Below are 19,945 nucleotides of genomic sequence, written 5' to 3'. Positions count from 1 at the left end.
CCAAGAACGTATCAATCCACGTATTTTTTCAAAATAATCGTAGCATTGTGGCCACCAAAGCCGAGTGAATTGGACATGACGACATTCACATCCATCTTTCTCGCTTCATTTGGCACATAATCAAGGTCGCACTCCGGATCGGGCGTTTCATAATTGATCGTTGGAGGAACAACTTGATCACGCAGGCTTAACACGCAGGCAACAGCTTCAACCCCGCCGGCCGCTCCAAGCAGGTGTCCTGTCATCGACTTGGTTGAACTGATGGCTACTTTATAAGCATGGTCTCCAAACGCCTTTTTTATTGCCATTGTTTCAAATTTATCATTGAGTTCAGTAGATGTCCCGTGAGCATTAATGTAATCTACATCTTCAGGCTGGATGGCAGCGTCCTTTAAGGCATGCCCAATGGCGCGTGCGGCCCCTTCCCCTCCCGGAGCAGGCTGTGTTAAGTGGTATGCGTCCGCGCTCATTCCATACCCAATGATTTCCGCAAGAATGGTGGCTCCGCGCTTTTGCGCATGTTCAAGCGATTCCAGAACAAGGACACCGGCGCCTTCGCCCATAACAAAACCCTCTCTGTTTAGATCAAACGGACGGCTTGCCTTCTGCGGTTCTTCGTTGCGGGTGGAAAGCGCTTTAGCACTGCAGAATCCGGCTACGGCCATGGGACGAACCGTTGCTTCCGCTCCCCCTGTAATCATCACATCTGCAATTCCGCGCTGGATGATTTTAAAGGCGTCACCGATCGAATGTGTGGCACTTGCACACGCTGTGATGGCTGCGCTGTTCGGCCCTTTGGCGCCGAGCATAATCGACACCTGGCCGGACGCCATGTTCGCAATCATCATCGGAATGAAAAACGGACTGACCCGGCGCGGTCCTTTTTCCATAAGAACCGTATGCTGGTCTTCCCATGTTCCAAGTCCCCCGATACCGGAGCCAATATATACGCCAACGTTCTCGGCGTTTTCTTCCGAAACGTTAAGTCCGGCGTCTGCTACCGCCATTTTCGCAGCGGCCATAGCAAACTGGACAAAACGATCCGTCCGTTTCATTTCTTTTCTGTCCATATAGTCTTCCGGATTAAAGTCCTTCACCTCGGCTGCGATTTTTGCCGGGTATTCAGAAGTATCAAAAGCCTTGATCAAATCAACACCGGACTTTCCCGCAAGAAGTCCATCCCAAAACGTTTTTGCATCGTTTCCAAGCGGAGTCACCGCTCCGACACCTGTCACCACTACACGATTGTTCATAACTTCACCTCGGAATATAATAAACAGCTCTTCTAATGCAGGCTGCCAAATGTGCTCACAATGAGGAGAAAGTCCCGCATTACAATACGGGACTTCTGCCTGTAAATAACAAAACAATAATTACTTGTGGGAATTTATGTACGTGATAACGTCACCCACAGTCGCGATCTTCTCTGCATCTTCGTCAGAAATCTCAAGGTCGAATTCGTCTTCTAATTCCATAACCAATTCTACTACATCAAGAGAGTCCGCTCCGAGATCATCCTTAAAAGAAGCTTCTTCTTTAATTTCAGATTCGTCAACACCGAGGCGATCCACGATGATTTTCTTTACACGGTCGAATGTATCTGCCAATTCCTTCACCTCCTCTCAAGGTATTATACGACACCATCACATGTACATGCCACCATCAACATGAAATACTTGGCCCGTCATGTAGCTCGCTTCATCAGAAGCGACAAATCTTACGAGATGGGCAATGTCTTCCGGCTTGCCAAGGCGCTGCAGCGGAATTTGGGAAAGAAGCGATTCCTTTGTATCATCACCGAGTACAGCGGTCATATCCGTATCGATAAAGCCCGGCGCAACAGCGTTTACGGTAATATTCCGGCTTGCCAGTTCACGGGCAACCGATTTTGTCATGCCGATAACTCCCGCCTTTGCCGCAACATAGTTCACCTGCCCCGGATTTCCCATTACACCCACAACGGAGGAGATGTTAATAATGCGGCCCGTGCGCGCTTTCATCATCGGACGGGTAACGGCTTTAATGCAGTTGAAAACGCCCTTCAGGTTTGTGGCGATGACTTGATCGAATTCTTCTTCCTTCATGCGCATAAGCAGGTTATCGCGGGTAATTCCTGCATTGTTAACGAGGATATCAATCTTCCCGAATTCACCTATTACCTGCTTTACCATTTCTTCTACCTGCGCTGCATCGGCTACGTCCGCACGAATGATAAACGATTTACGCCCTAATGCAGCGACAGCATTTGCTACTTCACGGGCTGCACTCTCGTTGCCTGCGTAGTTAATGGCGACATCCGCTCCATGGGCGGCAAGTTCGAGGGCAATGGCCCGGCCAATCCCTCTTGACGCACCTGTAACGAGTGCGGCTTTTCCCTGCAACATATGTACTCCTCCTTCTACTCCAGCGCTTTAAGCTCCTCGATTGCTTTTTGCAGTGTCGCTGCATCCTGAATGGCCAGCGTCCGTACTCTACGGTCAACTTTCTTTACCAGACCTGATAGAACGGTGCCCGGTCCTATCTCAATAAACAGTTCAACGCCCTGCTCCAGCATGAAACGCACGCTATCCTCCCAGAGGACAGGGGAAGCAACCTGCTCAATGAGTGCCGTTCTAATCTGTTCTTTGTCTTTTATCGCACCGGCCGATACGTTAGCTACTACATTAACCTTTGCATCTGAAATTTTATATTCAGCAAGCTTCTGTGCAAGCTTATCCGCTGCCGGCTCCATTAACGAGGAGTGGAACGGCCCGCTTACGTTTAGTGGAATGACCCGCTTGGCCCCTTCCTCCTTCGCCTGCGCACCTGCCCGGGCAACACCTTCGGCACTGCCGGAAATGACAATCTGCCCCGGGCAATTGAGATTCGCCAGCTGAACCGGATGGCCTTCACCGGTAATTCTTGTGCAGATGGCGGTCAGCAAGTCCCGCTCCATTCCCATCACCGCAGACATTGCACCCTGCCCAGCCGGCACGGCCTCTTCCATAAACTGCCCGCGTGCCCGTACGATTTGCACCGCATCCTCAAAGGACAGCGCTTCTGCAGCTACAAGCGCTGAATATTCCCCCAGGCTGTGTCCGGCTACAAAGTCAGGAGTAAGCCCGGCTCTCTCCTGCAGAACGCGCAAAACCGCAACGCTTGCCGTTAAAATGGCCGGCTGCGTGTTTGCGGTCAAGCGCAGTTCCTCCTCCGGCCCATTGAAACACAGGCCGGATAAGGAAAAGCCAAGCGCCCTATCAGCGGCATCAAATATCGCTTTCGCTGCCGCTTCTGTTTCGTACAAATCGGAGCCCATACCGACATACTGTGATCCCTGGCCCGGAAAAACAAACGCTACTTTGCCCATACTCAGTCATTCCCTTTCTCTTTAGTCGACCATTTCACCACAGAAGCGCCCCACGTGAGGCCTCCGCCAAACCCGACAAGCACAAGGGTGTCGCCTTCCTTAATCCGGCCCTCGCTTACCGCTTCATCAAGAGCAACCGGAATCGAAGCGGAGGACATGTTTCCGTAACGATTTAAGTTCACGATCACTTTATCGTCAGGCAATCCAAGCCTCTTCGTAGCGGAATCGATAATCCGCAGGTTTGCCTGATGGGGCACGAGGAAATCCACCTCTTCTTTCGAAATACCTGCCTTTACAAGCACAGCGTCCGAAGCGCTGTTCATCGCGCGGACAGCGAATTTAAACACTTCACCGCCGGCCATGTGGATATAGTTCTCACGGCTGCCCGGCTCTACTTTCGAAACAGGTTTGCGTGAACCGCCCGCCTCCAGCTTCAGCAACTCAGCGCCTCGTCCGTCCGCTCCAAGCTCAAAGGAGAGAAAGCCCATTCCATCCTCCACCGGTCCAATGACCGCGGCACCCGCGCCGTCCCCGAAAAGAACACACGTGTTTCGATCCGTCCAATCGGTAATCTTAGACAGCGATTCTACACCAACGACAAGGGCGTATCTGTACATCCCATTCTGAATAAATTGCGCGGCTACCGAAGCCCCGTAGAGAAAGCCCGAGCAGGCTGCCGATAAGTCAAATGCCGCCGCCTTCATCGCACCCAGCTTCTCCTGAACAATGCAGGCGGTAGACGGAAAAAACATATCCGGTGTGACAGTAGCAATGATAATTAAATCAAGGTCTTCCGGAGCAACCTTCGCTTTTTCAAGCGCCTGCCTGGCGGCTGCAAGCGCCATATCCGAAGACGCTTCATCCTCGCGGGCAATGCGGCGTTCGCTGATCCCTGTCCGGGTTACAATCCATTCGTCAGACGTGTCGACCATCTTCTCTAAATCCGCGTTCGTCAGCACCTTCTCAGGCAAATACCGGCCGGTCGCCAGAATTCCCACGGAACGTTTTTCATTAACCATTTAAATCCCCGCTTTCTCTTTGAATTTCCCTTGCGATGAGCGCATTAACATCCTGATCTATAAATTTCTTCGCCTGCTGTACCGCCGATCGTACCGCAAGAGCGTTCGAAGAGCCGTGTATTTTAATGCATGTTCCCTGCACACCCATGAGAAGTGCACCGCCATGCTCCGCGTAATCCATCTGCATCTTAATCCGCTTTAATCCGGGCTTGAGCATAAGGGCTGCAAGCTGGCTTGTAATCGAGCGGGTGAATTCTTCTTTCATCACAGAGAAAATGGTTTTTGCCATTCCTTCCATCGTCTTTAGGAGAATATTTCCCGAGAATCCGTCACAGACAACGACATCACACACGTGCTCCATAATGTCTCTTGCCTCTACATTTCCTACAAAGTGGACCGTACTGTTTTCCAGCAGCCCGTATGCTTCCTTCGTTAAGTCGTTTCCCTTCTTCGCCTCGGTTCCAACATTCAAAAGCCCCACACGCGGTTTCTCGACTCCCATTACTTTCTCCGCATAAATGCTGCCCATAACCGCGTACTGCAACAGGTGGGCCGGATGTGCATCCATATTCGCGCCCGCATCTAAAATAATAGCGCCGGCCCCATCGATCGTTGGAATCATCGGGCTAAGCGCCGGCCTGTCGATCCCTTTAATCCGCCCTGTGATTAAGAGACCCGCGGACATGAATGCGCCGGTATTCCCCGCCGAGATAATGGCATCCGCTTCTTTATTACTCACCATGGTAACTCCGACAACAAGCGATGAGTCTTTTTTGCGACGTACCGCCCTTACGGGTTCTTCATCCGCCATTATGACTTCGCCGGCGTGACGGATCTCAATGTTTTTTGGCGCCTGGACGAGCAGCGGACTTATCCGCGCCTCGTCCCCGATAAGCACAATCCGCAAATCCGGCAGCCCGCGGGCCGCTTCAACAGCTCCTTCTACTATAGCCCCGGGGGCGAAGTCCCCTCCCATCGCATCGATTGCAATAATCATATGTCCTCCTACTTGTCGATGGTTTCCGTGTCAAAATCTTTCATGCGAAGTACGCGAAACGTACCGCTAAACACGAGTTCATCCTGTACTCTAGTCTCCACCCGCACCTTGCTTTGGTCTCCCTGGGTTTCACGCACGAACGCCTTCGCTATTAGTCTTTCCCCAAGGCGGACAGGGCGAACGTAACGAATGCGCGCTGCTGCCGTTAACACAACGTCCGCATTAATAACCGCAACAGCGAGCGAGTTTGCCTGGGCGAAAATGTGATGCCCGCGGGCGATTTGCGTTCTTGAAAAAATATGTTCTTCTGTAATTTCCAGCAGGGAAATCGCCGACTCATCAAGCTGAACGTCGACCAGCTCGCCAACGACTTCCTCAAGGGAAAGCGATTTTACTTCATCAAGTGTTTGTTTCGCCACATTTTTAATGCGTTCTCTCACTTCAGGAATGCCGAGTTCAAGCCGATCAAGACGAATGGTCTGGATGCTTACCTGAAAGTGCTCCGCCAGCTCTTCATCCGTATAAAACGGGCTGCTTTGCAGTACCTTACCGAGCATTTCCTGTCGTTTTTTTTTTCGTAAGGCGAGCCATCCTGCTTCACCACCCACAGTCATCCTACGTACGATTCGCTGTTTTTATTACCAGCTACTAAGAGCAGTATATAAAAAAAGAAGGAAAATGACAACATTCTTTCGTCCTGCATAGACACTTATTTCTTGAACAGGCGAAAAAACCCTCCCGCTACAGAAAACATGTCAAAAAAACACAAAAAAAGACAGGATGGTTTCTCATCCTGTCTTTTACGGCAATTACGCGTTGTTAATTACCTGGTTTCCTTTGTATGTGCCACAACTCTTACATACACGGTGAGCAAGCTTCAATTCGCCGCACTCAGGGCACTTTACCATGCCTGGCACTTCTAATTTGAAGTGAGTCCGACGCTTGTTTTTACGAGTTTTGGAAGTTCGTCTTTGAGGTACTGCCATTTATCCCACCCCTTTATTAAATTACAATAAAGATCATTTATTTGATGGGACAAGCTATCCATCAAAACAACAATCATCATACCTGATTTTCCGCCGATTGAAAAGCCTTTATTTATCCTGCTTGCCAAAAAGTTCGCCAAGCACAGCCAATCGGGGATCAATACGTTCAATAACACAGCCGCAATCTTTCTGATTCCGGTCTGTTCCGCACTGCGGGCAAATCCCCTTGCAGTCGTCACTGCACACAAGCGCATTAGGCAGTGAGAGGAGGATAGCGGATTCGAGATATGGATTCACGTTAATTTCATCGTTTTCAAGCAGATGGATTTCCATCTCTTCATCCAGCTCAAGGTCCGTTTCCTTCCTGTCGATAAAGGTTTCCTTTAAGCTTACATTATAACTATAAGGGAAATGCTTTAAACACCGGGCACATTCAATCATGAGCACACCGGAAATATTTCCTTCTACAATATAAAGACCGGATGCGGCAAACGCCTGTCCTGTGAAGTGTGCGGGCTCTGCCCCAACAATGTGGGTATAGCGCCCTGCCAAATCCAGTTCAATCGTTTCATCAATTGGAAAACTGCCCCCGTGCAGCTGAAGCAGCTGGTTTTTCCGTATTTTCATCGAGGTTCACCCCATTCAAGCAACAAAGAATATTATATCTTTTTTTTAGTCATCCTGTCAACGTATGTTTAGTATCTCCCACCGAATGTTTGCAATGAGTTAAATCGCCTTCCTGCTTTTGTGGTAAAATGGAGGGAATTTATGCATAAAAACCATCTTATTCCCGGGAGTGAAATGCTTGAGAACAGTAGGTCTCGTCGTTGAATACAATCCTCTTCACAACGGTCACAAGTACCATTATGAACAGGCCAAACGGCAAACGGGCGCCAGTGCTGCCGTTGCCGTCATGAGCGGGCACTTCTTGCAGCGGGGGGAGCCTGCGCTCGTAAACAAATGGGCCCGAACGGAAATGGCGCTGCGGGCGGGTATTGATCTCGTCCTGGAACTGCCCTTCGTCTATGCAGCGCAAAACGCGGAGCAATTTGCTTACGGAGCCGTTGCCACGCTGCACGCTACCGGCGTCGTTGATTCCCTCTGCTTCGGTTCCGAGAGCGGGGATATTTCATGGATGACACCCCTGGCGAAATCCCTTGTCAACGAAACTGCCCTTTTCCAGCGGGAAATCCGGCAGCACCTGGCCACAGGCATTAGCTATCCCGCCGCTTATGGCAGAGCGGTAGAGGCGCTATTTTCTGCTTTACCCGATTTCAAAACCGCTGGAAACGTTACCGAACCGAATAACATTCTTGGCTTAAACTATTGCATGGCGCTGGCCCGCCTGCAGAGCAGCATGAAGCCCATCACGATTCAAAGGCAAAAGGCGGGGTATCATCAGGAAGAAATTACAGACGCCAGAATTGCCAGCGCCACCGCGCTTCGCAAAATCACAATGGAGGAGGGCTCCCTTGATGGAATTAAACCGTATGTTCCCGCATCAACGCTCGATGTATTGCAGGAAGAAAAACAATCCGGGCGGTTTCCTATGTCATGGGAGGCGTTTTACCCGCACCTGCAGCACCAGCTTATGATTCGCCAGCCCGGGGAATTAGCGGAAATATACGAGATGACGGAAGGGCTAGAGCACCGTATACATAGAAGCGCACGCACAGCGGGTTCGTTCCGCGCTTTAATGGAAGCGATTAAAACGAAGCGTTATACATGGAACCGGCTGCAGCGTCTCCTGCTGTACACCCTTTTCGGCTTAACGAGGGAGAAAATGATTCGATCCGGATTCCGGCAGGGGCCGGCCTACATACGCGTGCTTGGCTTTAGCGAAACAGGAAGAGAACTTCTAAAAACAATGAAGGACACGTGTGCGCTTCCGATTATAAGCAAGGTAAAAAAAGAAAAGCATCCGATGCTGGAATTTGACCTGCAGGCAGGAGCAATCTATGCGCTCGGCTATACTGCCCCTGTTCGCCAAAAAGAAATGCAGAGGGAATACGAGCAATCCCCTCTACGGCTGTAACGAGCAGGCTAAGCGGTATTATTTTTTAGGCGGCAGGCTGCGCAGGTAGCGGATTGCGTCGTCTATCGTTCTGACAGGCACAACCTTCATGCTTGTACCGAGTTCGTTCGCCGCCTTCTGTGCCTCTTCATAATTGGAGCGGTAGCCCGCCCCCGGTGGCACTACGTCATTCGGAGCGAGGAAAATATCGGCTTTTGTCTTATCTGCCGCCTGGATTTTATGCTCAATTCCCCCGATGCGGCCGACCGTTCCGTCTTCAAACATCTCGCCCGTACCGGCAATCCGGTATCCTTTGGTTATGTCCCCGCCGGTAACCTGGTTCAAAATCTCCAGGGTAAACATCATGCCGGCGGAAGGTCCGCCGATCGATTCGGCATAAATCGTTACCGCCTTCGGCAAATCGACAGTGCGCTTGGTCGCCGGAACAGAAGGGGAAAACATAATGCCAATCCCTGCCCGTGTTTCTTTTTGGCCCGGCGCGCGCGGGATGGCTGAGAGTTTCAGGCTCACTTCTTTTCTCTGCCCTTTTCTAACAATGCCGAGTTTTACCGTTTCCCCTGCTTTCCTCCCTTTTAGTGCGGCCAGCAGATCTTTTGGCGCAGGCGTCTTCTTCCCGTCCACTGTTTCAATAATATCTCCCACCTGCAAATACTTCTCGGCGGGCATTCCCGGTGTGAACAGCATGACCATCACGCCTTTGTCCGTTACTTTAACCGGCAGCCCTGCCTTTCGAAACGCCACAATCATAGCATTTTCCTGTGAATGCTTCATCACTTCCAGCTCACGTACATTGTACTGCTCATCCGTCTCATTCGGGCTGTGAACAGATTCCGCCTTTATTAAATCCGTATGGGGATCCGCTTTGGCATACAAATAGCCGAGTACGTTTGCCGGGCCCATTCTTACTGTTGTAAGCATGAGCGTCCCTTTTTCCGCCTTCTTCCCTCCCTGTACCGTCACGATTGGCTGCAGTTCAACGGCAGAACCTGGACGTATCATATAATATGAAGTCGGGCTCAGAGCCACGGCGGCGGCTATGGCAAAAACGAGCAGGGCGAGCGCATAAGGAACCCAGATCCTGTTAAAAAAGCGCGCGCGGTTGTTGTTCATTGCTATTCCTCCATTCCTCAATCTTTTGTTTAATATGCGGGATCATGAGCCGGGCAGCCGCCCTTCCTTCTTCAATAATCCGCTCAATATTTGTGAATGATGTCGAACTAAACTGCCCTACATCCGGCCGAATCATAATGTCGGCGTGGACCGTACGGTGGCGGAAAATCTCACGCTCCATCACTTCAATTGACTGGAAAATGACATCGAAGAACGTCCGAACCGGAACGGTGGAAGGGGCCAGCGCCACATCGACACCAATCGTTAGATCGGAGCCCATCGCCTTGGCGACCTCTATTGGCACCCGGTCCACGACCGCACCATCAACGAGCAGCTTGTCACCAAGCTTGTAGGGCACAAAGATACCAGGAATGGAGACGCTTGCTCTTACCGCTTCGTGGACCGGCCCCTCGGTAAAAACAATCCTCTCTCCTGTCACCAAATCGGTTGCAATGATGGACAGGGGCCGGGAAAGCTCCTCGATTTTTTTATTTTTCGTTAAAAGCATGACGACCTGGCGCAGCTTCTCCCCCGTTACAAACCCCGTGCCAGGTACCGTAAAATCGAGCCAGTGCTTACGCTTCAAATTGATAGCCAGCTTTTCCATCATCTCCGGTGTATAATCGCTGGCATACAGGGATGCGATGAGGCTGCCCATGCTGCTCCCCGCCAGAAATGCAGGTCTGATGCCGTGCTCCTCAAGCACTTCAAGAACACCGATATGGGCAAACCCGCGCGCTCCCCCCGCTCCTAATGCCAAGCCGATTTGCGGCATACCCTTCACCTCTTTCCCAATTTCATTTTATAAATACCGGGCGGCCTGTCATGGTTGGTCTATTTTACGTGTACCGTCCGTAAATATAACAGTAAGCCTGTATACCAATATCGTTTGTACGCCCGACAGTTAGGAGAAATGCCATGCGTTCGGTAAAACCGTATTTGACTACCCTTTTCTTTGCGATCTTTGGTTTTATTCTTGCCATTAGTCTTGTGATTTTTCCCGAGGCTTCCTTCGCGGCCTCCCTGCGGGGGCTTAAGATATGGTGGGATGTTGTCTTTCCGGCTTTGCTGCCCTTTTTTATTACTTCTGAAATCCTGCTTGGGCTTGGGCTTGCCCATTTCATGGGTGTATTGTTAGAACCTTTTATGCGGCCAGTATTTAACATTCCGGGTTCCGGCTCATTCGTCTGGACCATGGGATTTGCCTCCGGATATCCTGTCAGCGCTAAATTAACAACACGCCTGCGCGAAAGAAAACTCATCTCACGTGCCGAGGGAGAACGCCTCGTCTCTTATACTACGACAGCGGACCCGGTATTTATTACCGGTGCAGTAGCGGTCGGTTTTTTCCACAGCGTAAAAGTCGGCATCGTCCTGCTTGCGGTCCACTACGCATCGGCCATTCTTGTCGGTCTGGTTATGGCCTTCCACAACCGGAAAGAACCAGGAACACCGCATCAGATGAACGGGAAAGAGGCACGGTTGTACCAGGCGTTACGGGCGATGCATCGAGCGAGAATCCAGGATGGCCGGGCTTTCGGGAAGCTGATGGGCGATGCTGTTGCAGCCTCGCTCCAATTGCAGCTCATGGTCGGGGGATTTATGATCTTTTTTTCTGTATTTCTCTCCCTGCTAATGAAGCTGCATATCATCACCTTTTTCTCTCACCTTGCCGGCTTATGCCTATCGCTGGCCGGGTATCCGGCGGAGGCCTCCCAGGCATTCGTTTTCGGTTTATTCGAGGTAACGCTCGGCGCCAAGCAGGCAAGCGAATTATTCAGCTCGGATCTCGCTGTATTTGTTATCGCCTCCGGAAGTGCAATCCTGGCGTGGGGCGGGTTGTCCGTGCACGCCCAGGTGGCGAGCATTCTTGCAGAAACCGACATTCGCTATTTGCCTTTTTTAATTGGGCGTACCCTCCATGCGGTATTTTCTTTTTTCCTTACCTATACGGCTGGAAGCTATCTTTACAAGCGGCTGCAGGAGTATACAACTCTCGCCTGGGCGCCCAATCTTGATACAAGCCGGATGTCACTGTGGACGCTTCCTTCCTACCAGGCGCTGTCCACGCTCGCCTGTGCCGGTATCCTTATCCTGGCACTGTTCATTCTTCGCCTGAGCTTTCTACTGTACAGAAAATGACGAATGCAAAAGAACCCCTGTTTAACGGGGTTCTTCAAATTTTTCGCGCAGCGCTTTTTCGACGTTCGGCGGAACAAGGCTGCTCACGTCTGCGCCGTATTTTCCGACTTCTTTGACAATGCTTGAGCTTAAGAAGGAAAACTGGTTATTCGTCATCATAAAGAACGTCTCAATTTTATTGTCAAGCAGGCGGTTAATGGAAGCCATCTGCATTTCGTACTCGAAATCCGAAACCGCCCGCAAGCCTTTAATAATCGCGTTCGCACCCTTTGTATGCATGTAATCGATAAGAAGTCCGTTGAACGTATCGACCTCAACGTTCGGTATATCTTTCGTCGCTTCTTTTAGAAGCTCGATTCTTTCCTCTACCGTAAAAACAGGATTTGTTTTATTGCGGTTAATCAGTATAGAAATAATGACCTTATCGAACACTTTCGCCCCTCTTTGAATAATATCGAGGTGCCCATATGTAACCGGGTCAAAGCTCCCGGGACAAACGGCAATGCTCATACACCCTCGCCTCCCTTCTGTTCTTCCCTTTGATAAACTGTTATCGTTGTCTGCCCGTATGTAGACTCTCTCGCCTTGCTTAAGCTGCCGATCCGATCGCTTAAAATATCTTTTGCATCATGCTCGGCCACAATGACTGCATCCTTCGAGAGCAAGTTATGATCGTGCAGAATTGCGATTTGGCTCTCGATTTTCTGCTGGGCATAGGGCGGATCGAGGAAGACAATGCGAAACTGGATTTCCCGTTTAGCTAAGGCAGATAGGGCACGGTTGGCATCATTCCGGTATACTTCAGCCTGGCTATGAAATCCGGTGGCAGTAAGATTTTCATTCACGATGCTCACTGCTTTGCGATTGGCGTCAACAAAAATGCAGTGCTGTGCTCCTCTGCTGAGCGCTTCGATCCCAAGCCCCCCCGTCCCGGCATACAGGTCCAGTACATAGCCTCCATCGAAATACGGCCCGATTATATTAAAAATCGATTCTTTTACTTTGTCCACAGTAGGCCTTGTCCCTTTTCCCGGTACCGCTTGCAGCGGATGGCCTTTCTTTGAACCGGCTACCACTCTCATTGTTTCAACTCCCGTATCCATCTAATGACAGGTCGAAATTCCTTATCCATCGTACCATAAACCTATATTCCGGTAAATAATTGACAATTATTCTTCCCGCCTGCGTATATTCTTTTCCTGTTTCGTCCACAATAAAAATAGCAGCACGGTATTCTGTGTTGCTGACAACCGCGGAGAAGACTTACGTTTCCCCATAAGCTCTTCCTCCGGTTTCTCCTCTCCCATTATGCGATTCGGCTCCATTTGGTTCCGGATTGCCCGTTCGGTTTAATAACCGGGCGGTTTTTTTATTTACAGGCAAAAATAACACTCCTCTTTATTCATCGCCTCATAAGATAAAATTATGATACTATTAGAGGCATTGAAAAGAGGAGTGAACATTGTTGAAAGATATCATCCAGGCTATTACGTACCACGAACATTGGGAGATGTACGCGAGACTGGTGCTGAGTGCCGTATTTGGTTTTGTCATCGGCCTGGAGCGCACGAGCCGTTCAAAACCGGCAGGCATTAAAACATATACGTTCGTTACCGTCGCCTCTACCCTTCTTACCCTAATCTCTATTTACTCTGTGGAACGCTATTCTGTGCCCGGGCACACGATGATGGATCCGATGCGGTTAACGGCTCAAATTGTAAGCGGGCTCGGATTTCTCGGTGCGGGGCTCATTATCCAAAAAGGAAGATCTGTTAAGGGCCTCACATCTGCCGCAATGATTTTCTTCGCGGGTGGAATTGGGATTGGTGTCGGTGCCGGTTACTATGGGATGACGACCTTTGCCATGCTCCTCATGTATATTGTGATCGTTGTCGGGCATCGGCTTGAGCACAACCGAATGCTCCCCGATCAGCAGACGGATGACGAAGAAATTCGTTAATCCTTTATTTTCTCCAGAAAGTATTCATCCTGGCGCAAGTAGCGGCGAAGCGGAGAATATTCCGGTTCCTTCCAGAATCGCTTGCTGCCAATAAGTGCGGCCGCTTCTTCTCTTGCGACTTCGAGCATGCGGTAATCCTGCACAACGTCGGCGATTTTAAATTCAGGCAGCCCGCTTTGCTTTGTTCCGAAGAAATCCCCCGGCCCGCGCAGCTCAAGATCACGCCGGGCCACTTCAAATCCATCGTTCGTCTCGGTCATAATTCTCATTCGCTCTTTCCCGACTTCGGATTTCGGGTCCGCAATGAGGATACAGTACGATTGCTCCGCTCCGCGTCCTACCCGTCCCCGCAGCTGGTGCAGCTGGGCCAGCCCGAAGCGTTCCGCATCATAAATAACCATAACGGATGCGTTGGGCACATTCACCCCTACTTCAACCACGGTTGTAGATACGAGGACATGAATTTCGTTCCGGCTGAACTGCTGCATCACTTCGTCTTTTTCACGCGACGGCAGTCTTCCGTGCATCAATCCGACCTTAAACTCCCCGCCAAAATAGTGGGTAAGCTGCGTATGCACATCGATCGCGTTCTGCAAATCGAGCTTTTCCGATTCCTCAATCAGCGGCGAAATGACATACGCCTGCCGCCCCTTCTCCAGTTCTTTCCGAACAAAGCTGAGCACGCGATCCAGCATTGCATGGCGGACAAAATACGTCTCAATCGGCTTTCTCCCCGCAGGAAGCTCATCGATCGTTGACACATCCATATCGCCGAATGCGGTAATGGCCAGCGTGCGAGGAATCGGGGTGGCTGTCATAAACAAAACGTCCGGCTGCAGCCCTTTCTCTCTCAATATCCGCCGCTGCTCTACGCCAAAGCGGTGCTGCTCATCTGTAATGACAAGCCCAAGCCTGTCAAAATACACGTCCTCTTGAATGAGGGCGTGGGTACCGACAACTACATTCGTCATGCCTGACTGCAAGCCCGCAAGAATGTCCCGGCGCTGGCGCACGGTCGCACTTCCCGATAAAAGGGCCACTTCAATGCCCCATGGCTCAAGCAGCTCCCGTAACGACCCATAATGCTGCTCCGCGAGAATTTCCGTTGGAACCATGAGCGCACCCTGAAATCCGGCTGACACCGCAGCAAACAGCGCAATGGCGGCGACAACCGTCTTCCCTGAACCTACATCCCCCTGCAGAAGACGATTCATGCTATACTGGGCCCGCATATCGGTCAAAATTTCTTTTACTACACGCTTTTGCGCGTTCGTAAGCGGGAAGGGAAGTGCATGTACGAATTCGCCCACCCGATCCATGGCGATTTTCTGCGGGATCCCGCTCGTTGTCTGGCGATTTACCGCGTGGTATGCCTGCATCTTTAACTGAAACAAGAGCAGCTCCTCAAAGGCAAGCCTTCTTCTTCCCTGCTTCCCATCGTGAATACTTGCGGGATAATGAATATTGCGTATGGCTTCCCTGCGGGTCATCAGGCGGTACTTCTGAAGCAGAAAGCCAGGTAAAATCTCGTCAATCTCATCGCCGAACTGTTCAAGCGCCGTGGCGATCCACTTGCGTATTTGTTTAACCTGAACGGAGGCAACGGTTGAATAAACCGGCTGGATACTTCCTTCCTGTACAGGCACTTTACCTGTATCCATGAAGTGGTGTTCACTGACAACAAGCTGGAGGCGGGACCGCTCAAACTTCCCGGACAGCATAATTTCCCGGCCGGCCTGCAGCTGATTCTTGAGAAAATGGCGGTTAAACCAGATTGCAGTGACCACAACATTATCAACGACGACTTTTACGGATAGCTTGGATTTCTTTTTACCGAAAAAACGGGCGGCAGGTTCCCCGTACACCCTTCCGATTATCGTTATTTTCTCGCCTTCCTCCGCCTCCGCAAGGTCGCGTACCCGATAATCCTCATAGCGATACGGGAAATGCTCGAGCAAGTCGAGCACGGTTTGAATACGCAGAGCTGAGAGCTCCTGCGCTCTTTCAGCCCCGATTCCTTTCACCGCCGTAACCGGCTGTAGTAATTTCTCGCTCACTGTTTTTTATTCAGCGGCACCCCGAAAATTTTCGCTTCCAACTCGCGTCCTGTCGGTGTTGCCGCCAGCCCTCCTAACGCTGTTTCTCTCAATGTATGAGGCATGCTTTTTCCGATCCGGTACATGGCACCGATCACTTCGTCGCATGGAATGCGGCTCTCAATACCGGCCAATGCCATATCGGCCGCTACCGTTGCGATGGCGGCTCCCATTGCGTTTCGTTTTACACAGGGCACTTCTACGAGGCCGGCAACAGGGTCACAAACAAGACCGAGCAGATTTTTCAATGCGATCGCCGTTGCATTCGCGGACTGTTCTGCCGTGCCGCCGGCCATTTCAACGATCGCTGCGGCAGCCATGGCCGTAGCCGAGCCTACTTCCGCCTGGCATCCTCCTGCGGCTCCGGAAATAAAAGCATTGTTCGCAATGACAAACCCGATCGCTCCGGCTGTGAAAAGGTATCGCACCATTGCCTCTCTGTCCGCCCCGAGCTTCTGCGAGATGGAAAAAAGCGTTCCAGGGACAATCCCACAGGCACCGGCGGTCGGCGTCGCCACGATCGTTCCCATTGCCGCGTTTACCTCATTCGTAGCAATCGCTTTACTTACCGAATCAAGAATATCAGGTCCTGCAAGTGTTTTTCCCTTTTGAATATACGCTTGCATTTTCCTGGCGTCTCCTCCGCTCAGTCCGCTGCGGGAAGTGAAGTCCTCCGTAATCCCTCTCTGTACCGCCTGCTCCATAATATCTAAGTTGCGGTACATATCATTCATAATCGCTTCTCTTTCGCGCCCTGATACATCGATTTCCGCCAAAATCATAATTTCCGAAATTGGCTTTTCCTCGGACAGACTAAGTTCAACAAGCTCCGCTACCGTTTTGAATTTCATATGTTATTCATCCCTTCCTGTTTTTATCCTGCTGCAAGCCTTAGGCGGGGAGATTACGGCAACACGACGGAAGCACTTAAAATATACGGCATGGATTCAATCTCCTGCACAAGCTTTTCCGGAAGCTCCTGGTCGGTTTCAATAACCATAAGCGCCTCACTCCCCTTCGCTCTCCTTGCCATTTCCATCGCCCCGATATTAATCTGGTACTTCGTTAAAACATTCGATACACCCGCAACCATCCCAAACCGATCCTCATGCAAAACGAGCAGGGTGGGAGAATTACCGGAGAGCTTCAGCTTAAAGCCATTGATTTCGATAATTTCTATTTTGCCGCCTCCAATGGAAATTCCGACAATTTCCAGCATGTTTCCCGCTTTGTCCGTAAGCTTTACACGCGCTGTATTCGGATGCTCCGGTGTTTCTTCATCATCAATGCGAAATACCACTTCTACCCCCTGCTCATCAGCGATGGCAAGCGAGTCGACAATTCGTTTGTCAAACGTGTCAAAATCAAGCACTCCGCCCACGATGGCGATATCGGTTCCATGCCCTTTATGTGTTTTGGCAAAAGAACCGTAAAAGGTAATCTCTACTTTATCAGGCTGCCTGGCAAAAATGGTGCGGGCAACCCTGCCGATTCTTGCCGCACCTGCCGTATGGGAACTTGAAGGACCGATCATAACAGGTCCGATAATATCAAAAACGGTACGGTATTTCATTGCCTTTTCCCCTCACAGTAAAACATTCCTATCAAAGCATCTGATAGGAATGAAGAGTATATTTCTATATTATACTTTATACATCGTTACTGCCAGCAATCCGGGCCCTCCGTATGTGCCAATTACGGGTCCAAGCTGGGTTACAAGAACGTCCTGTGCCAGTGTAAACTCGTTCTCCACCTGCTCCTTAAGCACAAGCGCCTCGTCCTCCGTTGTCGTATGGATGACAGCGGCAACAACCGGAGCGCTTCCGGCGTATTCTTTACAAAGCTCGACAATACGGGAGACCGCTTTCTTTTTGCCGCGGATTTTCTCCACCGGGGTAACCTCGCCTGTTTCATCGAACGTCAAAATCGGTTTCACGTTCAGCAGGGAGCCGAGCACAGCGGATGCTTTCCCGATGCGGCCGCCCTTCTGCAAATACATCAGGGTATCCATCACGAAAAACTCCTTGCGGGTAGCGCTGATTCGCTGGGCGAGATCAAGGCACTGCTGCAGGCTTTTTCCTTCCTTAGCCGCCCGGGCTACCGCTACAACAATCGCGCCAAGTGCGTAGGAAGCGGTTCGGCTGTTGACGACATGGACTTTCACTTTATCCTCCACCATGTCTCTGGCGATGGTCGCTGTCTGGTATGTTCCGCTCAGCGCTCCGGATAGGTGGATGGAAATAATCTCGATATCCTCTCCCTCAGCGGCGATCCTTTCATACGTGTCGGTAAAATCGATCGGCGACGGCTGGGACGTAGTAGGGAGCTTCTGCACCCGCTGGAGTTTTTCGTAAAACTCATCGGTCGTCAGCGTTATTCCGTCCAGGTACGTCTTGTCTTCAATATTCACCTTTAAAGGGACAACATCAATATTAAGCTCTTGTGCCAATTCTTTTGGTATGTCCGCCGTACTGTCCGTTACAATACGTAGTCTCATCCTGTTTCCCCTCCCGGCTTTCATTCGGTTATTCAACAGAAATAATAAAGGAGTACAGAGGCTGTCCTCCGTTATGAATTTCAACCTCATATGATGTATAATCCGCACGCAGCTTCTGTTCAAGCCCATCCATTTCCGCCTCTTTGACACCCTCGCCGTATAGCACGGTAATCAGCTCCCCGCCGTCCTCCGTCATGCTGCCCAGGAGCTGCTCCGCCACCGCGCAGCGATCGGAGCCCGAAGCTACGATTTCCCCGTCAGAAATCCCGATATAATCTCCTTCCCGGATGGTAAGGTCATTCATCGTCGTATCCCTGACCGCGTACGTAACCTGTCCGGTTTTGACGTACGCCAGCGAGGCAGACATTTTTTCCTTATTGTCATCGAGTGAAGAGGCCGGGTCGAAGGATAGCATGGCCGACATTCCCTGCGGCACGGTTTTTGAAGGAATGACCGCAACCGGAATGTCTACCAGCTGTGCTGCCTGTTCTGCTGCCATAATGATATTTTTATTGTTCGGTAGAATGAGCACCCTCTCAGCCTTGCATGATTCGATGGCTTTCACGAATTGCTCGGTGCTCGGATTCATTGTCTGGCCGCCTTTGATAACAGTGTCGACGCCCAGGCTGCGGAAAATGTCTTCGATTCCTTTGCCGCTAACAACCCCGATAATGCTGTATGGCGCGCGTGGCTGCCCGGGCTGTGGAGGGAGTGAACTCGGCTCCGTAGAGATAACTTCTGTCATCTCTTCCACCTCGGAGGCATGCTGCCGCCTTTCTTCCTGCTTTCTCAATACTTCTTTGTGCTGCAGCCGCATATTTTCTATTTTTATCCGGTCGAGCAACCCGAATTTGTGCGCAAATGTAAGCACATCGCCGGGCTCTTCCGCGTGAATGTGGACTTTTACAAGGTCGTCATCCGAAACAACCAGAAGAGAGTCCCCGTACGAACTGATTTTTTCCCGGAATTCTACCTCGCTAAAGTCCATTGCGGGTGAAAGGTGAACCATGAATTCAGTACAATACCCGTGCTGGATGTCCGCCGGGTTTACAATGTGATGGATTTCTTCGCGCGCTTGTCCGAACGTTAAATCCGCCTCAGATACCGCTTCCGGTTCCCCGGTTTCCTCCGGTACAATTCCTTCCTTCAGTGCATAAAGAAATCCTTCATATATATAGACAAGCCCCTGGCCGCCTGAGTCGACAACCCCTACTTCTTTTAGCACAGGGAGCTGGTTTGGCGTATTGTCCAGCGCCTTTCTTGCTTCGTGCACAAGCGCTTCGATTACTTCTGCAGGGCTGGCTCCGCGCGCAGCTCTTTTCGCAGCCGCAGCCGCCTCTCTGGCTACGGTAAGAATCGTTCCTTCTACCGGTTTCATGACCGCTTTATACGCCATTTCTACCCCGTGCTGAAACGATTCGGCAAGCTGCCTTCCGTCCACTTCCTGTAAGCCCGACAGCCCTTTCGCAAAGCCCCGGAAAAGCTGGGAAAGAATAACTCCGGAATTTCCCCTGGCGCCCATAAGGAGGCCGCGCGAAAAAACAGCCGCGACCTTCTCTGCTGTTTCTTCCTTCGACCTGCGCAGTTCCTCAACACCGGACTGAATGGTTAAGTTCATATTTGTACCCGTATCACCATCAGGCACCGGAAATACGTTGAGGGCGTCTACCCTATTCACATGTTTTTCAAGGCGCTGCGCGCCCATTATATACATTTGACGCAGATCCTGTCCCGTCAACATTCTATTCATCACCTAT

Annotated in this window: 21 protein-coding genes; 3 read left to right on the top strand and 18 right to left on the bottom strand. The window is 50.8% G+C overall.

All coding sequences use genetic code 11. The features are described 5' to 3' along the window. Window positions 1-11 precede the first annotated feature (11 nt). From fabF to MBEAL2_RS07055, 9 genes are all read right to left on the bottom strand, one after another. Window positions 12-1,253 (bottom strand): beta-ketoacyl-ACP synthase II, encoded by a 1,242-nt coding sequence (gene fabF, locus MBEAL2_RS07090; RefSeq protein ID WP_047151618.1) that lies wholly within the window; start codon window positions 1,251-1,253, stop codon window positions 12-14. Window positions 1,254-1,373: 120 nt separating this feature from the next. Next, the gene (locus MBEAL2_RS07085; RefSeq protein ID WP_047151617.1) at window positions 1,374-1,607 is read right to left on the bottom strand and encodes an acyl carrier protein; all 234 of its coding nucleotides are present in this window, start codon (window positions 1,605-1,607) and stop codon (window positions 1,374-1,376) included. Window positions 1,608-1,643: 36 nt separating this feature from the next. Further along, the gene (gene fabG, locus MBEAL2_RS07080) at window positions 1,644-2,384 is read right to left on the bottom strand and encodes a 3-oxoacyl-ACP reductase FabG (RefSeq protein WP_047151616.1); all 741 of its coding nucleotides are present in this window, start codon (window positions 2,382-2,384) and stop codon (window positions 1,644-1,646) included. Window positions 2,385-2,398: 14 nt separating this feature from the next. Beyond that, window positions 2,399-3,346 (bottom strand): ACP S-malonyltransferase, encoded by a 948-nt coding sequence (gene fabD, locus MBEAL2_RS07075; protein WP_047151615.1) that lies wholly within the window; start codon window positions 3,344-3,346, stop codon window positions 2,399-2,401. A 2-nt stretch (window positions 3,347-3,348) separates the two neighbouring features. Next, window positions 3,349-4,365, bottom strand: a complete 1,017-nt coding sequence (locus MBEAL2_RS07070; RefSeq protein WP_047151614.1) for a beta-ketoacyl-ACP synthase III — start codon at window positions 4,363-4,365, stop codon at window positions 3,349-3,351. After that, window positions 4,358-5,362 (bottom strand): phosphate acyltransferase PlsX, encoded by a 1,005-nt coding sequence (plsX, locus tag MBEAL2_RS07065; RefSeq protein ID WP_047151613.1) that lies wholly within the window; start codon window positions 5,360-5,362, stop codon window positions 4,358-4,360. The genes MBEAL2_RS07070 and plsX overlap by 8 nt, the downstream gene beginning before the upstream one ends. Window positions 5,363-5,370: 8 nt before the next feature. Beyond that, window positions 5,371-5,919, bottom strand: coding sequence for a transcription factor FapR (fapR, locus tag MBEAL2_RS07060; protein ID WP_236692712.1), 549 nt, complete (start codon window positions 5,917-5,919; stop codon window positions 5,371-5,373). A gap of 252 nt (window positions 5,920-6,171) precedes the next feature. Continuing rightward, complete coding sequence (gene rpmF, locus MBEAL2_RS30055; protein WP_082129803.1) at window positions 6,172-6,348, bottom strand: 50S ribosomal protein L32; 177 nt, start codon at window positions 6,346-6,348, stop codon at window positions 6,172-6,174. Between the two features lie 108 nt (window positions 6,349-6,456). Then, the gene (locus MBEAL2_RS07055; RefSeq protein ID WP_047151611.1) at window positions 6,457-6,975 is read right to left on the bottom strand and encodes a YceD family protein; all 519 of its coding nucleotides are present in this window, start codon (window positions 6,973-6,975) and stop codon (window positions 6,457-6,459) included. Between the two features lie 169 nt (window positions 6,976-7,144). On the opposite strand from MBEAL2_RS07055, the gene MBEAL2_RS07050 reads away from it, so the two are divergent. Beyond that, complete coding sequence (locus MBEAL2_RS07050) at window positions 7,145-8,383, top strand: nucleotidyltransferase (RefSeq protein ID WP_369405475.1); 1,239 nt, start codon at window positions 7,145-7,147, stop codon at window positions 8,381-8,383. A gap of 18 nt (window positions 8,384-8,401) precedes the next feature. On the opposite strand, the gene MBEAL2_RS07045 is transcribed toward MBEAL2_RS07050, so the two are convergent. After that, window positions 8,402-9,493, bottom strand: coding sequence for a SepM family pheromone-processing serine protease (locus MBEAL2_RS07045; protein ID WP_047151609.1), 1,092 nt, complete (start codon window positions 9,491-9,493; stop codon window positions 8,402-8,404). Further along, on the bottom strand, window positions 9,465-10,268 hold the full coding sequence (locus tag MBEAL2_RS07040) for a patatin-like phospholipase family protein (protein WP_047151608.1): 804 nt from the start codon (window positions 10,266-10,268) through the stop codon (window positions 9,465-9,467). The genes MBEAL2_RS07045 and MBEAL2_RS07040 overlap by 29 nt, the downstream gene beginning before the upstream one ends. A 143-nt stretch (window positions 10,269-10,411) precedes the next feature. Here MBEAL2_RS07040 and spoVV point away from each other — a divergent pair, with 143 nt between their 5' ends. Then, window positions 10,412-11,635, top strand: coding sequence for a dipicolinic acid transporter SpoVV (gene spoVV / locus MBEAL2_RS07035; RefSeq protein ID WP_047151607.1), 1,224 nt, complete (start codon window positions 10,412-10,414; stop codon window positions 11,633-11,635). 21 nt (window positions 11,636-11,656) lie between these two features. On the opposite strand, the gene coaD is transcribed toward spoVV, so the two are convergent. Then, window positions 11,657-12,145, bottom strand: a complete 489-nt coding sequence (gene coaD, locus MBEAL2_RS07030; RefSeq protein ID WP_047151606.1) for a pantetheine-phosphate adenylyltransferase — start codon at window positions 12,143-12,145, stop codon at window positions 11,657-11,659. Continuing rightward, window positions 12,142-12,717 carry a 16S rRNA (guanine(966)-N(2))-methyltransferase RsmD gene (rsmD, locus tag MBEAL2_RS07025; protein ID WP_047151605.1) on the bottom strand — a complete coding sequence of 192 codons (576 nt, stop codon included), beginning with the start codon at window positions 12,715-12,717 and terminating at the stop codon, window positions 12,142-12,144. The genes coaD and rsmD overlap by 4 nt, the downstream gene beginning before the upstream one ends. A 383-nt stretch (window positions 12,718-13,100) precedes the next feature. On the opposite strand from rsmD, the gene MBEAL2_RS07020 reads away from it, so the two are divergent. Beyond that, entirely contained in the window at window positions 13,101-13,595 is a 495-nt protein-coding gene (locus tag MBEAL2_RS07020) for an MgtC/SapB family protein (RefSeq protein ID WP_439644834.1), read from the top strand. Here the strand turns inward: MBEAL2_RS07020 and recG are convergent. The 5 genes from recG to MBEAL2_RS06995 form a co-directional block, all read right to left on the bottom strand. After that, window positions 13,592-15,652, bottom strand: a complete 2,061-nt coding sequence (gene recG / locus MBEAL2_RS07015; protein ID WP_047151604.1) for an ATP-dependent DNA helicase RecG — start codon at window positions 15,650-15,652, stop codon at window positions 13,592-13,594. The genes MBEAL2_RS07020 and recG overlap by 4 nt on opposite strands. After that, window positions 15,649-16,542: an L-serine ammonia-lyase, iron-sulfur-dependent, subunit alpha gene (gene sdaAA, locus MBEAL2_RS07010; RefSeq protein WP_047151603.1), complete on the bottom strand. Its 894-nt coding sequence runs from the start codon at window positions 16,540-16,542 to the stop codon at window positions 15,649-15,651. The genes recG and sdaAA overlap by 4 nt, the downstream gene beginning before the upstream one ends. A 53-nt stretch (window positions 16,543-16,595) precedes the next feature. Next, the gene (sdaAB, locus tag MBEAL2_RS07005; RefSeq protein ID WP_047151602.1) at window positions 16,596-17,264 is read right to left on the bottom strand and encodes an L-serine ammonia-lyase, iron-sulfur-dependent subunit beta; all 669 of its coding nucleotides are present in this window, start codon (window positions 17,262-17,264) and stop codon (window positions 16,596-16,598) included. A gap of 69 nt (window positions 17,265-17,333) precedes the next feature. After that, window positions 17,334-18,188 (bottom strand): DegV family protein, encoded by an 855-nt coding sequence (locus MBEAL2_RS07000; protein WP_047151601.1) that lies wholly within the window; start codon window positions 18,186-18,188, stop codon window positions 17,334-17,336. A 28-nt stretch (window positions 18,189-18,216) separates the two neighbouring features. After that, window positions 18,217-19,938 carry a DAK2 domain-containing protein gene (locus tag MBEAL2_RS06995; RefSeq protein WP_047151709.1) on the bottom strand — a complete coding sequence of 574 codons (1,722 nt, stop codon included), beginning with the start codon at window positions 19,936-19,938 and terminating at the stop codon, window positions 18,217-18,219. Window positions 19,939-19,945 lie beyond the last annotated feature (7 nt).

It is taken from the genome of Aneurinibacillus tyrosinisolvens, assembly GCF_001015055.1.
GTDB lineage: Bacteria > Bacillota > Bacilli > Aneurinibacillales > Aneurinibacillaceae > Aneurinibacillus_A > Aneurinibacillus_A tyrosinisolvens.
Note: the sequence above shows the minus strand (reverse complement) of the source record. Positions and strands in the feature narration are given on the sequence as shown.

Bases quoted from the DNA above. Each gene is read 5' to 3' on its own strand.
- fabF (WP_047151618.1), bottom strand. From the start codon at position 1,253: ATGAACAATCGTGTAGTGGTGACAGGTGTCGGAGCGGTGACTCCGCTT.
- fabG (WP_047151616.1), bottom strand. From the start codon at position 2,384: ATGTTGCAGGGAAAAGCCGCACTCGTTACAGGTGCGTCAAGAGGGATT.
- fabD (WP_047151615.1), bottom strand. From the start codon at position 3,346: ATGGGCAAAGTAGCGTTTGTTTTTCCGGGCCAGGGATCACAGTATGTC.
- MBEAL2_RS07070 (WP_047151614.1), bottom strand. From the start codon at position 4,365: ATGGTTAATGAAAAACGTTCCGTGGGAATTCTGGCGACCGGCCGGTAT.
- plsX (WP_047151613.1), bottom strand. From the start codon at position 5,362: ATGATTATTGCAATCGATGCGATGGGAGGGGACTTCGCCCCCGGGGCT.
- fapR (WP_236692712.1), bottom strand. From the start codon at position 5,919: ATGCTCGGTAAGGTACTGCAAAGCAGCCCGTTTTATACGGATGAAGAG.
- rpmF (WP_082129803.1), bottom strand. From the start codon at position 6,348: ATGGCAGTACCTCAAAGACGAACTTCCAAAACTCGTAAAAACAAGCGT.
- MBEAL2_RS07055 (WP_047151611.1), bottom strand. From the start codon at position 6,975: ATGAAAATACGGAAAAACCAGCTGCTTCAGCTGCACGGGGGCAGTTTT.
- MBEAL2_RS07045 (WP_047151609.1), bottom strand. From the start codon at position 9,493: ATGAACAACAACCGCGCGCGCTTTTTTAACAGGATCTGGGTTCCTTAT.
- MBEAL2_RS07040 (WP_047151608.1), bottom strand. From the start codon at position 10,268: ATGCCGCAAATCGGCTTGGCATTAGGAGCGGGGGGAGCGCGCGGGTTT.
- spoVV (WP_047151607.1), top strand. From the start codon at position 10,412: ATGCGTTCGGTAAAACCGTATTTGACTACCCTTTTCTTTGCGATCTTT.
- coaD (WP_047151606.1), bottom strand. From the start codon at position 12,145: ATGAGCATTGCCGTTTGTCCCGGGAGCTTTGACCCGGTTACATATGGG.
- rsmD (WP_047151605.1), bottom strand. From the start codon at position 12,717: ATGAGAGTGGTAGCCGGTTCAAAGAAAGGCCATCCGCTGCAAGCGGTA.
- sdaAA (WP_047151603.1), bottom strand. From the start codon at position 16,542: ATGAAATTCAAAACGGTAGCGGAGCTTGTTGAACTTAGTCTGTCCGAG.
- sdaAB (WP_047151602.1), bottom strand. From the start codon at position 17,264: ATGAAATACCGTACCGTTTTTGATATTATCGGACCTGTTATGATCGGT.
- MBEAL2_RS07000 (WP_047151601.1), bottom strand. From the start codon at position 18,188: ATGAGACTACGTATTGTAACGGACAGTACGGCGGACATACCAAAAGAA.
- MBEAL2_RS06995 (WP_047151709.1), bottom strand. From the start codon at position 19,938: ATGAATAGAATGTTGACGGGACAGGATCTGCGTCAAATGTATATAATG.